Source organism: Mesobacillus boroniphilus (assembly GCF_018424685.1).
Classification (GTDB): domain Bacteria; phylum Bacillota; class Bacilli; order Bacillales; family Cytobacillaceae; genus Mesobacillus; species Mesobacillus boroniphilus_A.
Genome location: NZ_QTKX01000001.1, coordinates 2,333,215 through 2,349,232, shown reverse-complemented (window position 1 = coordinate 2,349,232; position 16,018 = coordinate 2,333,215). Strand labels below are relative to the sequence as shown.

The window sequence follows — 16,018 nt, the reverse complement described above, 5'->3', positions numbered from 1 at the left end:
ATACCAAAATAAAAGAACTCCCTCAAAATGAAGGAGTCCTTCCAAAGTCATTATTTTCCCTTTAATCCTTCTTCTAAAGCGTTCAGCATTTCCTGCTTTTCTTCCGCAGAGGCGTTCTGCCAGATCACCTCGAACAAAACTCCAAGGCCTGGAAGCATTTTTTCCTCGCCATTTTGGATTGCGTCGACGATCGTATCTTTAAGCTCGTCCTGCGAATTTCCTGCTACATTTGAAATGACAGCATTCCTAAGGTTTAAGTTCATCCTTTGCTTAAACTCCTTTCAAATTACCAAGATGGTTATAGGATTAACTATTTTGGTTTTATTATGTATCTGTTTTGAGCTATAATAGTAAAATTGACAAGCCATATTAAAGGAGAGCCAGAGTTGAAGTACATTCAATCTGATAAAAATCCGCAAGTGAAACAGTGGAAGAAATTGCTGACGCGCAAGGAACGTGACAAGTCTGGTATGTTCCTTGTCGAGGGCTTCCATTTAGTTGAAGAAGCACTCACGAAAACAGAAGATGTTGAAGAAATTATTTTAAGCGAAAAAACAGAATTGCCGCCTGGCCTGGATTATGGTTCCATTCCTGTTACGGTTGTGACCGATGAAATCAGCAAGCAGCTTGCTGATACGGAGACAACACAGGGCATATTTGCTGTATGCCGGCAGGCGAAGCAGAAGCTAACAATTGGAAAAACTTATTTGTTGATCGATTCTGTCCAGGATCCTGGCAATCTTGGCACGATGATCCGGACGGCTGATGCTGCCGGGATTGATGCTGTTATTGTTGGGAAAGGCAGTGTCGATATGTATAATCCGAAGGTATTGCGTTCTGCGCAGGGAAGTCACTTCCATTTGCCAGTTTTAAGTGGCGACCTTTCCGAGTGGATCACTAAACTTCAAGCTGAGAATATCCCGGTTTATGGAACTGCTCTTGAAAATGGAGTGGTTTTTACAGAGGTGGACAATAAGGAAACCTTCGCCCTGCTCGTAGGAAATGAAGGAAGCGGGGTAAATAAAGAATTGCTGGCAAAAACAACGCAAAACCTCTACATCCCAATATACGGCAAAAGCGAGTCGCTGAATGTCGCTGTCGCCGCAGGTATTTTGCTATATTATTTAAAAACAGCAAAATAGGCTCTAAAACCATTTGATACTGCGCCAAGATTATAATATAATAAACAGCAAAAATAATATTATAAAAACGATGACGGAGAAAAGTAGCTTGAAGATGGCCATCCAGGGAGAAAATGCCGATGACTGGAAGCATTTTTATGGAACAGGCAAGCGAAGTTCACCTCCTGAGTTGGCATCGGGACCGCTTTTATAAGCGTAAAGATGCATCGGCACAAAGCCGTTATCTCAATGAAGCGAACACGTAATACATATTGTATTGCCTGTTAAAAAGGGTGGTACCGCGATAACCTTGACCTCGTCCCTTTATAAGGGATGAGGTCTTTTTGTGTTCAAAAAAGAAGAATATGAAGGAGGATTTACCATGCAGGATCGATTGAAAGAACTGCAGGCTGAGGCACTTGAAAAAGTGGCTGCATCAGCTGACCTGAAAGAATTGAATGATGTTCGCGTTTCCTATCTTGGGAAAAAAGGTCCAATCACAGAAGTTTTAAAAGGAATGGGCAAGTTATCAGCTGAAGAAAGACCGAAAATGGGTGCCCTGGCAAATGAAGTCCGTGATGCGATTTCCGGCCAGATCGAAGTGAAACAGAAGGAGCTGGAGGAAGCGGCAGTCCAAAAGCAATTGGCCGCTGAACAAATCGATGTGACGCTTCCAGGAAGGCCTGTTAAAACAGGCAGCCACCATCCGCTTACAAGCATCATTGAAGAAATCGAAGATCTTTTCATCGGAATGGGCTACACCGTAGAGGAAGGCCCGGAAGTTGAAAAAGACTACTATAACTTTGAAGCGTTGAATCTTCCTAAGGGACACCCGGCACGTGATATGCAGGATTCCTTCTACATCACAGAAGAAACATTGATGCGCACACATACTTCTCCTGTTCAGGCAAGGACGATGGAAAAACATCAGGGCAAGGGTCCTGTAAAAATCATCTGCCCGGGAAAGGTTTATCGCCGAGATAACGATGATGCAACACACTCCCATCAGTTCATGCAGATCGAAGGGCTTGTCGTCGATGAGAACGTTAGAATGAGCGACCTAAAAGGAACGCTTGAAGTTTTTGCAAAGAAAATGTTCGGTGAAGATCGCGAAATTCGCCTGCGCCCAAGCTTCTTCCCGTTCACTGAGCCATCTGTCGAAATGGATATTTCTTGTAAAATTTGCAGCGGATCAGGCTGCAGTGTTTGTAAGGGAACCGGCTGGATTGAAATCCTCGGTGCAGGGATGGTCCACCCGAATGTTCTGGAGATGGCAGGATATGATTCGAAGAAATACACTGGCTTTGCATTCGGAATGGGACCTGAGCGTATTGCGATGCTCAAGTATGGAGTCGATGACATCCGTCATTTCTATACAAACGATGTCCGTTTCTTAAAGCAATTTTCAGTTGAAGAATAAGGATTAGGAGGGTAAAACCATGTTGGTATCATATAAATGGCTTCAGGAATATATCGATTTGGAAGGCGTAACGGCTGAAGAGCTTGCTGAAAAGATAACGAAGAGCGGCATTGAAGTTGAAGGTGTAGAAAAATTAAACGAGGGATTAAAGGGCGTAGTTGTCGGCCATGTGCTTGAATGCGAGAAGCATCCGGATGCAGAAAAACTAAACAAAACACTTGTTGACCTTGGAAACGGTGAAAAAGTTCAAATTATCTGTGGCGCGCCTAATGTCGGCAAAGGCCAAAAGGTTGCGGTTGCAACAGTGGGTGCTGTTCTGCCTGGAAACTTCAAGATTAAAAAAGCAAAACTTCGCGGCGAAGAATCCCACGGGATGATTTGCTCGTTGCAGGAGCTTGGAATCGAGGGAAAGCTGGCACCAAAGGAGTATGCTGAGGGAATTTACAATTTTACACCGGATACAGAAATTGGCCAGGACGCTTTAGTAGCTTTAAACAGGGATGACGAGATCCTTGAGCTTGGATTGACGCCAAACCGTGCAGATGCGATGAGCATGCTTGGTGTCGCTTACGAGGTTGGAGCGATTCTTGGCAAGGACATCAAGCTGCCAAATCCACAGCCGGAAACATCTTCAGAGCAAGCAAGCGACTATATTAAGGTCAACGTTGAAGCAAAAGAAGATAATCCTCTATACGTTGCGAAAGTGATTAAGAATGTAAAAGTTGGTCCATCACCTGTTTGGCTGCAAACTAGATTGATGGCTGCGGGCATCCGTCCTCACAATAATGTTGTTGATATCACAAACTTTATTTTATTGGAGTACGGCCAGCCGCTTCACGCATTCGATTACGATAAATTGGGATCAAAAGAGATCCTTGTCCGCCGCGCGACGAATGGCGAAGTGATTGAAACGCTGGATGATGTCAAACGTACCTTGACACCAGAACACCTTGTCATCACTAATGGAACAGAGCCAGTTGCGCTTGCAGGCGTAATGGGCGGAGCGAATTCTGAGGTTGGCAGCGATACAACAACTGTCCTGCTCGAGTCCGCTTATTTTACCGGCGGTGCAATCCGCAAGGCTTCAAAGGACCATGGCCTGCGCAGTGAAGCCAGCTCACGTTATGAAAAAGGTGTGGATCCAGAAAGAGTTCGCCCTGCTGCAGAGCGTGCTGCTGAACTGATGATCGAGCTTGCAGGAGGAGAAGTTCTTGAGGGCGCAGTGGAAGCAGATTCACTGGATGTGAAGAAGGCTGTTGTTTCAACAACAATCCAGAAAATCAACAAGGTGTTGGGAACAGACCTTGAAATGAAGCAGGTTGAGGATATTTTTGCCCGCCTAAAGTTCGAAACATCTGTCGATAATGACACAATCACAGTAACAGTACCTACTCGCCGTGGGGACATCACAATTGAAGAAGATTTAATTGAAGAGGTTGGCCGTCTATATGGCTATGACAATCTGCCAACAACTCTTCCTGTAGGCTCTTCAACACCAGGGCACTTATCGGAGTACCAGAAAAAGCGCCGTGTCGTCCGCCGCTACATGGAAGGCGCAGGCCTTTATCAGGCAGTCACGTATTCCCTTACAAGCGCGGAGAAGGCAACACAGTACGCATTGGATCAGCGCGAACCAGTTGAACTGGCAATGCCAATGAGTGAAGACCGCAGCATCTTGCGTTTAAGCATCGTACCTCAGCTTCTGGAGGTGCTTAAGTATAATATCGCTCGCCAGACCGACAGCGTTGCTGCTTATGAAACTGGGGCAGTTTTCTTGAAAAACAACAACGAAGAACTTCCAGAAGAGCGCGAACACCTTGCTGCAGCCATCACTGGCTTGTGGGAAAGCCATCCTTGGCAGGGTGAAAAGAAGCCTGTTGACTTCTTCGTCCTTAAAGGAATCGTTGAAGGGTTATTTGCAAAGCTTGGTCTTGAAAGCCAGCTAGATTTCCAGAAAGCTGAACTTGATGGGTTGCACCCTGGACGCACTGCTGAAATTTTGCTGAATGGCAATGTCATCGGCTTTATCGGCCAGGTCCATCCAACAATGCAAAAATCGCTTGATTTAAAAGAAACTTATGTATTCGAGTTATCGCTAAAAGCTTTACTTGAAGCAGAAACAGCACCGCTGCAGTACACAGCAATCCCGCGCTTCCCGTCGATTACTAGGGATATTGCCCTTGTTGTCGATAAAGCAACTGCTGCCGGTAACCTGGAGAAGATCATCACAGAAGCTAGCGGTTCATTATTAAAAGAAGTAAATGTGTTCGATCTATACGAAGGTGAAAAAATGGAAGAAGGCAAGAAATCACTTGCATTCTCACTGAAATACTTCGATCCGGAAAAAACACTGACAGACGAAGACATTGCAAAAGCACACAATAAAGTCCTTGCAGCTCTTGAAGAAAAAGCTGGAGCAGTATTGAGAGGATAAATGTTAAAAAGGCAGCCCGCGGGCTGCCTTTTTAATGTGAAGTTCACCTATTCAGCTTAAAAGGGGAGATACTGTGAAAAAATCCTGGTGGATTCCGGCGGAAATGGTGGAGATACCTCGAAAACCCAGTTGGAAACCGGCAAATTAGCGTTACTAGGGTGCCGGTTCAAATTTTATTCCGCGATAATGCGGAAGATTCCCGCGAAATTCTAGTTGTATTCCGCGAAACCCTCACATAATTCCGCGGAAAATAGATATAATTCCGCTAACTGGAAAAACAGCTTATTTTTTTCAGAAAAATTGGAGCTACACGCGTGCGATCTTCTTCGCTTTTTCGGTATTGGCAAAATGAAGCTTAACGAATTCTGGCAGTACATCTTTACCTTTATCGAGGATGAGCCTTGCTGCTGCTTTGTCAACAGCAGCGCCAGCACCTTTTGGAATCGTGAATCCTGCACGTTTGCTAAGGGTTTCGAAATGACGGACGAAGGCATAGCGGGCAATCATCGACGCTGCAGCTACTCCTAGATGGATTCCTTCTGCCTTTGTGTTGAACAAAACGTTTTCCCTGATAATCTTCCTTTGACCTTTCAAGTGGGCGTAATAAATTGGCTCTTTTGCAAATTCATCGATCAAAATAGCTTCCGGTTTTTCAGGTGCGATTTTTTCAAGAACATGGTGGATCGCCTGGTTGTGAAGGAGAGCTTTCATCTTGCCCTGCGACATGCCTTTCATTTGCATTTGGTTGTACTTTTCATTATGAAGTGTCAGCAGGCTGTGGGGCAAAAAGGTGACAAGCTGCCTGGCGATCTCGATGATTTTATCATCCTTGAGATTCTTTGAATCCTGGACACCGAGCTCCTTTAATACAGGAATATCCTGCCGCCTTACGTAGGCTGCTACGACTGTGATGGGGCCGAAAAAGTCGCCTGTGCCAACCTCGTCCGAGCCGATGATGGACATTTCTCCTATATTCCTGGGTAAATGGGATCCTGGCGTTGGTGCCGCTCCTTTTTTAACAGAAGGCGCTAAAGCTGTTCCCCATCTGGCTGCCTCGGCCTCTCCATCTTTTCCCTGGAACAATACTTTTCCTGATTTATAGGCAGTAATCGCACAGGAAGGTGTTTTGGCGGCAAAAACGCTGCCAGGCGGAAGCTTATCAATAAGAAACTTACTGTAATACTCTTTCATCTTTTTGATTTCTTCCGGACTTTTTTGAAGGACACTATTTCCCATTGCTTTACACTCCCTGTTTTACATTTTTCATAGTTAGACATATTCTTCCAAAAATCATACAGATCTGACAGGCAAATACTTCCCAGCCTTTTACGTTCATGTTATAGTATAAAATAGGATTCTTATGAATGGGGGCATAAATGTTGTCAGACACAAAAAAAAATAAGTCGACTGTCGATATATACGGACAGCAATATACGATCGTCGGCACAGAAAGCACCAGCCATATCCGGCTCATTGCCTCGATGGTAGACGATAAAATGCGTGAGATCGGCTCAGCGAATCCTTCACTTGATACAAGTAAACTAGCTGTGTTAACTGCTGTGAATGCCGTTAATGATTACATAAAAATGAAAGATCGTGTTGAATCGCTCGAAGCGGAAATTAAAAGGTTAAAGGACTGAAAAATGCATGCTTGATCTTGCTGTATTAGCTATTTTGCTTATTGGCTTCATTGTAGGATTGAAGAGGGGGTTCATCCTGCAAACCATCCATTTGGCTGGATTCATCGCAGCCTTCATCGTTGCGTACATATATTATGATCAGTTGGCGCCAAAGCTGACTCTATGGATTCCATATCCGAACCTGGGCAGCAATTCGACGTTGAATCTTCTATTTGAGAATGCCAATTTAGAAGATGCATATTATCGGGCCATTGCATTTGCAGCCATTTTCTTCGCAGTGAAAATCCTGCTTCAAATCATCGGTTCGATGCTCGATTTTGTGGCTCACCTTCCAATCTTAAAGCAGTTGAACGTCTGGGCAGGAGGGTTCCTTGGCTTTGTTGAAGTTTACCTGCTTTTGTTTATCGTTCTCTACATCGCTGCTTTATTGCCGATCCAGGCGATCCAGGGACCGCTTAACGATTCAATTCTAGCCGAAAACATCATAAAAAATACCCCTGTATTTTCTCAGCAAATTAAACAACTTTGGATTGAATACATGGCTGCATAACTTCTCTTTTGCGGAGAAGTTTTTTCTTTTTTATTGCTTTTTAAGATTTTTACGAGTGCAAAAATGGGTTCTAAGCCTATGGGGAAAAAGAAACAACATCCAATTGAAAATCCTTCTCTTTTTTAGGCTGTTTTTAATCCTTCATCTTAAAATTTTTCATTTGATTTCACAGTGAGGCTTGTTTTCTATAAAATAGAAGACAATGACTACGTCCGGCTTAATCCGGTCGAGAATTTTAAAAGGCAGGTGGACATCGTGTCTGTTAATAAAAAAGATATCGTACAATTACTTGAAACGATTGCTATATATATGGAATTAAAAGGTGAAAATCCATTTAAGGTCTCTGCATTCCGCAAGGCTGCGGCTGCTCTTGAGGGGGATGAGCGCAGTATGTCAGAAATGGGTGAGTTGACTGAACTCAAAGGAATTGGCAAAGGAACTGCAGGGGTCATCCAGGAATTCATGGAAACAGGTCAATCAACAGAGTTAAAAGAATTACAGGAAGAGGTACCGAATGGACTGATTCCACTGCTTCAGCTTCCAGGAATGGGCGGGAAGAAAATCGCCAAGCTATACAAGGAACTGGGTGTTGAAAGTATCCACGATCTGGAGGAGGCTGCTAAGGCAGGGAAAATCCGTGACCTTGCAGGCTTTGGCAAGAAGAGCGAAGAAAAGATTCTTGCGGCAATTGAAAACTTTGGCACAAGGCCGGAAAGACTGCCGCTTGCATACATGCTTCCAGTTGCGGAATTAATTGAATCTTATCTTCAAAAGATAGATGATATCGACCAATTCTCAAAAGCAGGCAGCTTGCGCAGGATGAGAGAGACGATCAAAGATCTTGATTTCATCATTGCTTCGAATAATCCCTCAGCTGTGAAGGACGAGCTTGTCAATCTGCCGAAAATAAAAGAAATTATCGCAGCCGGGGATACGAAGGTTTCCGTCACACTTGGCCTGGATTATGATGTGAACGTTGACTTCCGCCTTGTCGATCCTGAAGAATTTGCAACTGCGCTCCATCACTTCACTGGTTCAAAAGACCACAATGTAAGAATGAGACAGCTTGCGAAGGAAAAAGGAGAGAAGATCAGCGAATATGGTGTAGAGAATATAGAAACAGGTGAAGTCACTACATTCAAATCGGAAGAAGAGTTTTACCAATATTTCGGCCTGCCGTTTATTCCGCCGGAACTGCGGGAGGATGGTTCGGAAGTTGAACTGTACAAGGAAGATTTGAAACTTATAACTCTAGAAGCTATTAAAGGTGATCTTCATATGCATTCAACATGGAGCGATGGCGGCCATTCAATCGAGGAAATGGCAATGGATTGTATCGCAAGAGGCTATAAATACATGGCGATTACCGACCATTCCCAGTATTTGAAGGTAGCGAATGGACTGACGCCGGAACGCTTGCGAAAGCAAATTGAAGAAGTGAAGGAACTGAATAAGAAATTCGATGATTTTACGATTTTAACTGGAATTGAAATGGATATTTTACCGGATGGTACATTGGATTTTGAAGATGACTTGCTTGCTGAACTCGACTTGGTCATTGCATCGATTCACTCTTCATTTTCCCAGCCAACCGAAAAAATCATGAACCGTTTGAAGACTGCTCTCATAAACGCCCATGTGGATATTATCGCTCATCCAACTGGCAGGCTGATCGGCCGGCGTGAGGGATATTCAGTTGATATCGATATGCTAATCAAGCTGGCCAAAGAAACAGATACCGCTCTTGAATTGAACGCCAATCCGAACAGACTTGATCTGGCATCAGAATATTTAAGGAAAGCACAGGATGAAGGGGTCAAGCTTGTCATCAATACAGATGCTCATAAAGTGGATACACTAGAGCATATGGGAATAGGTGTAACAGCCGCCAGAAAAGGCTGGATTAAGGAATCATCCGTCCTGAACGCGTTGGATCTGAATGGATTGCTAGATTTCTTGCACGGTCGTAATTAATAAAGGGCCTTTTTAAAAAAAGATGATAAAGAATTCTCTTGGAGAAATGTCTAGCTCCAGCGCCTAGCCAGTTTTCATCATCGAGATGCATCTTCGAGTATCTTGCGAAAAGCGTTAGCTTTGAGCAGCTCGAGTCGCTTGTCGGGTCTGATCAAGGCGCTTGTGCTTTTCTAATAACCTTCGCTAAAGAAGAAGGAGGAAATTTTTGTGCAGCAACGAGTTTTGAAAACACTTGAATTTGATAAAATCAGGAACCAGTTGATTGAACACGCATCATCCTCGTTAGGACGGGAAAAAGCAATTGCTTTGATGCCTTCTGTTGATTTTTCGGAAGTATCCCGTTTGCATGAAGAGACAGATGAAGCAACAAAAGTTCTAAGACTAAAGGGGAATGTACCGTTAGGCGGCATCCATGATATATGGCCGCATGTGAAAAGGGCGCAAATCGGCGGCATGCTTAGTCCAAGTGAACTGGTCCAGGTGGCAAGTACTGTCCATGCAAGCAGGCAGATGAAGCGGTTTGTCGATGATTTGCAGGAAGTTACCGAGGTGCCAATTTTACTGAGCTATACTGAAGGAATTGTCGTGCTGGCGAATTTGGAAGAAACGATCAGAAACGCAATAGATGAAGGCGGCGAAGTTCTTGACGGTGCGAGTGAAGCACTAAGATCGCTGAGACAGCAAATGCGTACGCGAGAAGCAAGGGTACGAGAAAAGTTGGAAAGCATGATTCGTTCTTCAAACGCGTCAAAAATGCTCTCGGATGCCATTATCACAATCAGGAACGATCGATTTGTCATACCTGTAAAACAGGAATATCGCTCTCATTATGGCGGTATCATCCATGACCAAAGTTCATCCGGACAGACTCTGTTCATTGAACCTCAATCTGTTGTCCAGCTGAATAATGAACTTCAAAGCATCCGTGTAAAAGAACAGCAGGAGATCGAAAGAATCCTTTCAGAGCTTTCGGCACATACAGCCGAACATCATGATGAGCTCTTGCAGATCGTCAGCATCATGGGCGAGCTTGACTTCATGTTTGCGAAGGCGCGTTACGGAAGCAAAATTAAGGGCTCTAAACCGATTGTCAATGATGAGGGACGGATTAACCTTTTCCAGGCAAGACATCCCCTGATCTCGATGGATGAAGTTGTCCCTAATAGCGTCACTTTAGGAAGTGATTATACGACGATCGTCATCACTGGTCCGAATACCGGGGGTAAAACCGTTACGTTGAAGACCGTCGGACTTTGTACACTGATGGCGCAGGCAGGATTGCAGATTCCTGCACTTGACGGATCAGAAGTGGCTGTTTTTGGGTCAGTTTATGCCGATATTGGTGACGAACAGTCGATCGAGCAAAGTTTGAGTACTTTTTCATCCCATATGGTCAATATCGTGGAAATCCTCGAAAAGGTTGACCACAATAGCCTCGTGCTATTTGATGAGCTTGGTGCTGGAACTGATCCTCAGGAAGGAGCAGCACTGGCAATCTCAATACTGGACGAAGTTTATCAGCGCGGAGCAAGAGTGATTGCGACAACCCACTATCCAGAGTTGAAGGCCTATGGATACAATCGGGAAGGCGTCACCAATGCCAGCGTAGAATTCGACGTAGAAACATTGAGCCCGACTTACAAACTATTGATTGGCGTACCAGGCCGAAGCAATGCCTTTGAAATTTCAAAGAGGTTAGGATTGAAAGAATCTGTCATCGATACAGCAAGATCCTATATCAGCGCGGACAGCAATGAGGTCGAAAACATGATTGCTTCGCTTGAGTCCAGCCGGAAGCAGGCTGAGAGAGACCGTGAAGAAGCAAACCAGCTGTTGAAAGATGCAGAACACCTGCACAAGGATTTGCAAAAACAGATGGCGGAGTATGATGAGAAAAAAGATGAGCTAGCCGAAAAAGCAAAGGGTAAAGCTGCAGCAATTTTGGAAAAAGCGAAGGAAGAAGCGGAAGAAATCATCCGGGATCTTCGCAAGCTGCGGCTTGAAAAAGGAGCCGAGATCAAGGAGCATGAATTGATTGACGCTAAAAGGCGTCTTAGCGAGGCGACTCCTGAGCTTAACCAGGTGAAGAAAGGCGGCAAAGCAAAACCTGCGAAACACGAGTTCAAGCCAGGGGATGAGGTTAAGGTACTGACCTTTGACCAAAAAGGAAATCTTTTGGAGCGAGTTAACGCTAAAGAATGGCAAGTACAGATTGGCATTCTCAAGATGAAAGTGAAAGAATCGGATATGGAATATATCAATACTCCTAAGCCGGTAGAAACAAAACCATTAGCCATAGTGAAAGGGAAGGACTTCCACGTTGGCCTTGAGCTTGATCTCAGGGGAGAACGTTATGAAGATGCCCTCATGAGAGTAGAAAAATATATCGATGATGCCTTGCTTGCCGGCTATCCTCGAGTCAATATCATCCATGGCAAAGGGACCGGGGCATTAAGGCAGGGAGTCCAGGAATACCTTCGCAACCATCGCTCAGTCAAGAAAATAAGATTCGGTGATGCAGGAGAAGGCGGAACAGGTGTTACTGTAGTAGAATTTAAGTAGTATTATGCATGAAAAAATATAAATCCCCGTCCGGACACTTTATAATAGGCAGTGGGGTAAAATATTATCAGGGAGAATGGATATGGATCATTTTTGGGAAAATGAATTTATAGTTACAGCTGGTTATTACAGTGTATCGATTCTCTGCATCGTCGTGTTCCTGGCTGTTTTTGAATTAGTGACCAAATATCGCAACTGGGAGGAAATCAAAAAAGGGAATATTTCCGTTGCGATGGCCACCGGTGGCAAGATCTTCGGTGTAGCTAATATATTCCGCTATTCCATCAATCAGCATGATTCACTGCTCACGATGATCAGCTGGGGAGTTTTTGGATTCTTCCTGCTTTTGATTGGGTACTTTATTTTTGAATTCCTGACACCCAAGTTCAACATCGACAAAGAAATAGAAAACGATAACCGCGCAGTAGGCCTTATATCTATGGTCATTTCAATCGGTTTGTCTTATATCATCGGAGCAGGAATTTAACAGGAGGATCTAAAAGAGTGGAAAAACTAGCTAAAATATTGCTGATTTTGTGTGGAGTATTTCTGTTAGTCGGCATTGTTTATATGATGTTTTTTGTATAGTGATTTGAAAGGGCTGTAAATATAAGGTTATTAATTTGACCTTGTGTTTACAGCCTTTTTCTTATTTGTTTTAACTTTTCTGGTTGAACAGAATAGTGTGAGGATGGGACTGCTAGATCTATTGGAAATCAACGTGGTATTTCACAAGACATGGGTGTTTGTCCCCATAAACCTCCAAAAAACTATTCTAATTGTCATAAAAAGACCATTATATTATAATGGGAGATAGAATTTTCAAAAAATTTTAAATAAGGGGGCAATAAGATGGAATTAGAAAAACCATGGCTGTCGCAATATCCTCCGGAAATTCCTGCTCATTTGGATCTTCAAGAAGCAACCGTCCAGGACTATTTAAAGCAGACTGCTGAGAAATTCCCTGAGAAGGTTGCAATCCACTTCATGGGCAAAGAACTAACGTATAAGCAAGTCTACAACTATGCAAAAAAATTGGCTGCTTATTTGCAAGGCCTGGGAATTGAAAAAGGGGACAGGGTTGCGATCATGCTCCCGAATACTCCTCAGTCTATCATCAGTTACTATGCAATCCTGATGGCAGGGGGAATTGTCGTCCAAACAAACCCTCTGTATATGGAACGAGAGCTCGAATACCAGATGAAGGACTCTGGTGCGAAGGCAATCATCACGCTTGACATTTTGTTCCCTAGGGTTTCCAAGGTCATCGCCAACACGGATTTAGAGAATGTAATTGTAACCGCTATCAAGGATTATCTTCCTTTCCCTAAAAATCTTGTCTATCCATTCATCCAGAAAAAACAGTATGGAATCATTGTAAATGTTAAACATGAAGGACAGAACCATCTTTACAATGAAATCATGAAAATGCCAGCTGGCAAAATTAAAGAATATGATTCTGATTTTGAAGAAGATTTGGCCCTTTTACAATATACGGGAGGGACAACCGGCTTCCCAAAAGGTGTAATGCTGACTCATAAAAACCTCGTTGCAAACGCGGCGATGAGCAATGCGTGGCTGTATAAATGCAAACCGGGAGAAGAAGTAGTACTTGGAATCCTCCCATTTTTCCATGTTTATGGAATGACAGCTGTATTGATTCTATCCGTAATGCAAGGTTCGAAAATGGTCCTATTGCCAAAATTCGACCCTGAAACAACACTAAAGACAATCCAGAAGCAAAAGCCTACATTGTTTCCAGGAGCACCAACGATTTATATCGGTTTGCTGAACCACCCTGACCTGAAAAAATATGACCTGTCTTCCATCGATTCCTGCATAAGCGGATCAGCTCCTCTGCCTGTCGAGGTCCAGGAGAAGTTCGAAGAGATAACAGGAGGCAAGCTGGTTGAAGGTTACGGCCTTACTGAATCGTCGCCAGTCACTCATGCGAATTTCCTCTGGGATAAAAAACGTGTGAAAGGCAGTATCGGAGTACCATGGCCTGATACAGATTCAATCATCCTATCAATGGAAACGGGCGAACCGCTGCCGCCGGGTGAAATAGGAGAAATAGCAGTCAAAGGCCCGCAAGTAATGAAGGGATATTGGAACAGGCCGGAAGAAACTGATCAAGTACTTAGAGATGGATGGCTGCTAACTGGAGACCTTGGGTATATGGACGAGGAAGGATATTTCTATATTGTCGATCGAAAGAAAGACATGATTATTGCTGGGGGCTTCAATATTTACCCGCGTGAAATCGAAGAAGTCCTATATGAGCATCCAGCTATCCAGGAGGTTGTGGCAGCAGGAATCCCTGACCCTTATCGGGGTGAAACGGTGAAAGTATATATCGTTCTTAAAGAAGGTGCCAAAGCGACAGAAGAAGAACTGAATGAATATTGCCGGAAACATCTTGCGGCGTATAAGGTGCCAAGGATATTTGAATTCAGGAAAGAACTTCCTAAAACCGCAGTAGGTAAAATTCTTAGAAGAGCATTAGTTGAAGAAGAAAAAGCAAAGAACCAGGAAGACCAGAAGAAGCAAGCTTAACTTTAAAAGCCGGCTCCCAATATCGGCTCTTTCTTTTTGAATAAGAAGGCTTGTCCAAATGAAACACATTTCCTTGACAGAAATGTGAGTGAATACTATTATAAAAATATGAATGACGATTCATTCAGTGAACAGTATTGCAGACAAAAATCGTAAACGGGAGTGTGCCACTGTAGCATTTAATGCTTGTGCTTTTCCTGGAGCGGGAGTGAAAGAAATGAAAAAAAACAGGCCGAAATATATGCAAATAATTGATGCAGCAGTGGTCATTATCGCAGAAAACGGCTACCACCAGGCGCAGGTGTCTAAAATAGCAAAGCAGGCTGGAGTGGCTGATGGGACCATTTATTTGTATTTCAAGAATAAGGAAGACATACTGATTTCTCTGTTCCAGGAGAAAATGGGTTACTTCGTGGGAAGTATTGAAGAAAAAATTGCAGGAAAACAAACAGCAACAGAGAAATTATATATGTTGGTCGAAACGCATTTCAAGATTCTTTCAGATGACCGGCATCTTGCAATTGTAACCCAGCTGGAGCTAAGGCAGTCAAATAAGGATCTCCGGCATAAAATCAACGAGGTGCTTAAGGGCTACTTAATGCTGATCGACAAAATCATTTTGGAAGGCATAGAGAATGGAGAGTTTTCAAGCTCCCTGGATTTGCGTCTTGCAAGGCAGATGATTTTTGGTACAGTAGATGAAACTGCGACTTCATGGGTAATGAATGAACAGAAATACAATCTTACTGACCTGGCAAAAGCGGTACACCAGCTGCTGATCAACGGCTGCGGTTACCAGGACACCAAACCGGTCCTTTAATCACGTCTTTCCCGACTTTCCGGCGCTTTGAATGCCTGTAAGCGGAAAAGGCAGGGGAAAAAGGCTTGTTTCGCAGAAAGGAGATTTTCCAGGATGCAAAACTTGCCTTCATGTAAAAGGAGGGGAAAATGTGGAGTATCTTAAATGGTCTGCGGAGGACAGGATCGCCACGATCACGATTGACCGTCCGCCGGCGAATGCCCTTGCATCCGGACTGCTGAAAGAGATTTCAGGAGTGTTGGATGAAATCGAGGGAAATGAAGAAATCAGGGTTGTGTTAATCCATGGTGAAGGAAGGTTCTTCTCAGCAGGAGCAGATATCAAGGAATTCACTACAGTCAAAACCGGTGAAGACTTCGCGAAATTAGCTGAGTATGGACAGGATTTATTCGAACGCATGGAACATTTTCCAAAGCCTATTATCGCTGCTATTCATGGCGCGGCTTTGGGTGGAGGACTAGAGCTTGCGATGGCGTGCCACTTCCGCCTTGTAGGTGAAAATGCGAAATTAGGACTGCCTGAACTGCAGCTTGGACTCATTCCGGGGTTTGCAGGCAGCCAGCGTCTTCCTCGCTATGTGGGCGTTGCAAGAGCGGCAGAGATGCTGTTTACGAGCGACCCAATCACAGGTGTGGAAGCAGTCCAATATGGATTGGCCAACCATGCGTACCCTGAGGAGCAGTTGCTTGAAAACGCATACAAGCTTGCTGGGAAAATCGCTAAAAAGAGTCCAGTTTCCATAGGGGCAGCTATTAAACTTTTGAACTATTCCAAGCACGAATCCTTCTACAAAGGAGTTAAGGAAGAAGCCAAGCTCTTCGGAGATGTCTTCCTGTCAGAGGACGGCCAGGAGGGAATCAAGGCATTCCTGGAAAAAAGGTCGCCGGATTTTAAGGGCAGATAAGCAAACCTTTTAGCAACAAATTTTTTTACCATAAATT

Annotated in this window: 13 protein-coding genes and 1 other annotated feature; of the genes, 11 read left to right on the top strand and 2 right to left on the bottom strand. The window is 43.9% G+C overall.

Annotated features, from left to right (window positions below; translation table 11 throughout):
- Positions 1-50: 50 nt before the first annotated feature.
- Positions 51-263 carry a small acid-soluble spore protein SspI gene (sspI, locus tag DYI25_RS12000; protein ID WP_213369002.1) on the bottom strand — a complete coding sequence of 71 codons (213 nt, stop codon included), beginning with the start codon at positions 261-263 and terminating at the stop codon, positions 51-53.
- A gap of 123 nt (positions 264-386) precedes the next feature.
- Between sspI and DYI25_RS11995 the strand changes: the two genes are divergently transcribed.
- The 3 genes from DYI25_RS11995 to pheT all read left to right on the top strand — a co-directional run bounded on the left by DYI25_RS11995 (position 387) and on the right by pheT (position 4,975).
- On the top strand, positions 387-1,142 hold the full coding sequence (locus tag DYI25_RS11995) for a TrmH family RNA methyltransferase (protein WP_213369001.1): 756 nt from the start codon (positions 387-389) through the stop codon (positions 1,140-1,142).
- A gap of 61 nt (positions 1,143-1,203) precedes the next feature.
- Positions 1,204-1,448 (top strand) — a binding site (T-box leader).
- 55 nt (positions 1,449-1,503) lie between these two features.
- On the top strand, positions 1,504-2,541 hold the full coding sequence (pheS, locus tag DYI25_RS11990) for a phenylalanine--tRNA ligase subunit alpha (RefSeq protein ID WP_213369000.1): 1,038 nt from the start codon (positions 1,504-1,506) through the stop codon (positions 2,539-2,541).
- A 19-nt stretch (positions 2,542-2,560) separates the two neighbouring features.
- On the top strand, positions 2,561-4,975 hold the full coding sequence (pheT, locus tag DYI25_RS11985) for a phenylalanine--tRNA ligase subunit beta (RefSeq protein WP_213368999.1): 2,415 nt from the start codon (positions 2,561-2,563) through the stop codon (positions 4,973-4,975).
- 306 nt (positions 4,976-5,281) lie between these two features.
- Here the strand turns inward: pheT and rnhC are convergent, their stop codons facing one another.
- The gene (rnhC, locus tag DYI25_RS11980; protein ID WP_213368998.1) at positions 5,282-6,211 is read right to left on the bottom strand and encodes a ribonuclease HIII; all 930 of its coding nucleotides are present in this window, start codon (positions 6,209-6,211) and stop codon (positions 5,282-5,284) included.
- 140 nt (positions 6,212-6,351) lie between these two features.
- Here rnhC and zapA point away from each other — a divergent pair, with 140 nt between their 5' ends.
- From zapA to DYI25_RS11940, 8 genes are all read left to right on the top strand, one after another.
- Entirely contained in the window at positions 6,352-6,615 is a 264-nt protein-coding gene (zapA, locus tag DYI25_RS11975; protein ID WP_371931994.1) for a cell division protein ZapA, read from the top strand.
- 7 nt (positions 6,616-6,622) lie between these two features.
- On the top strand, positions 6,623-7,165 hold the full coding sequence (locus tag DYI25_RS11970; RefSeq protein ID WP_213368996.1) for a CvpA family protein: 543 nt from the start codon (positions 6,623-6,625) through the stop codon (positions 7,163-7,165).
- A gap of 255 nt (positions 7,166-7,420) precedes the next feature.
- On the top strand, positions 7,421-9,139 hold the full coding sequence (polX, locus tag DYI25_RS11965; protein WP_213368994.1) for a DNA polymerase/3'-5' exonuclease PolX: 1,719 nt from the start codon (positions 7,421-7,423) through the stop codon (positions 9,137-9,139).
- Between the two features lie 207 nt (positions 9,140-9,346).
- Complete coding sequence (locus DYI25_RS11960) at positions 9,347-11,701, top strand: endonuclease MutS2 (protein WP_213368992.1); 2,355 nt, start codon at positions 9,347-9,349, stop codon at positions 11,699-11,701.
- Positions 11,702-11,783: 82 nt separating this feature from the next.
- Positions 11,784-12,188: a DUF350 domain-containing protein gene (locus DYI25_RS11955; protein WP_213368990.1), complete on the top strand. Its 405-nt coding sequence runs from the start codon at positions 11,784-11,786 to the stop codon at positions 12,186-12,188.
- Between the two features lie 365 nt (positions 12,189-12,553).
- Positions 12,554-14,257 carry a long-chain-fatty-acid--CoA ligase gene (locus DYI25_RS11950; RefSeq protein WP_213368988.1) on the top strand — a complete coding sequence of 568 codons (1,704 nt, stop codon included), beginning with the start codon at positions 12,554-12,556 and terminating at the stop codon, positions 14,255-14,257.
- A gap of 217 nt (positions 14,258-14,474) precedes the next feature.
- Positions 14,475-15,077: a TetR/AcrR family transcriptional regulator gene (locus DYI25_RS11945; protein WP_167832747.1), complete on the top strand. Its 603-nt coding sequence runs from the start codon at positions 14,475-14,477 to the stop codon at positions 15,075-15,077.
- A 130-nt stretch (positions 15,078-15,207) separates the two neighbouring features.
- Positions 15,208-15,981: an enoyl-CoA hydratase gene (locus DYI25_RS11940; protein WP_213368986.1), complete on the top strand. Its 774-nt coding sequence runs from the start codon at positions 15,208-15,210 to the stop codon at positions 15,979-15,981.
- Positions 15,982-16,018: the final 37 nt, after the last annotated feature.

Excerpts from the sequence above, each read along its gene's own strand:
- sspI (WP_213369002.1), bottom strand. The coding sequence starts at position 263 with ATGAACTTAAACCTTAGGAATGCTGTCATTTCAAATGTAGCAGGAAAT.
- pheS (WP_213369000.1), top strand. The coding sequence starts at position 1,504 with ATGCAGGATCGATTGAAAGAACTGCAGGCTGAGGCACTTGAAAAAGTG.
- pheT (WP_213368999.1), top strand. The coding sequence starts at position 2,561 with ATGTTGGTATCATATAAATGGCTTCAGGAATATATCGATTTGGAAGGC.
- rnhC (WP_213368998.1), bottom strand. The coding sequence starts at position 6,211 with ATGGGAAATAGTGTCCTTCAAAAAAGTCCGGAAGAAATCAAAAAGATG.
- zapA (WP_371931994.1), top strand. The coding sequence starts at position 6,352 with ATGTTGTCAGACACAAAAAAAAATAAGTCGACTGTCGATATATACGGA.
- DYI25_RS11970 (WP_213368996.1), top strand. The coding sequence starts at position 6,623 with ATGCTTGATCTTGCTGTATTAGCTATTTTGCTTATTGGCTTCATTGTA.
- DYI25_RS11955 (WP_213368990.1), top strand. The coding sequence starts at position 11,784 with ATGGATCATTTTTGGGAAAATGAATTTATAGTTACAGCTGGTTATTAC.
- DYI25_RS11950 (WP_213368988.1), top strand. The coding sequence starts at position 12,554 with ATGGAATTAGAAAAACCATGGCTGTCGCAATATCCTCCGGAAATTCCT.
- DYI25_RS11945 (WP_167832747.1), top strand. The coding sequence starts at position 14,475 with ATGAAAAAAAACAGGCCGAAATATATGCAAATAATTGATGCAGCAGTG.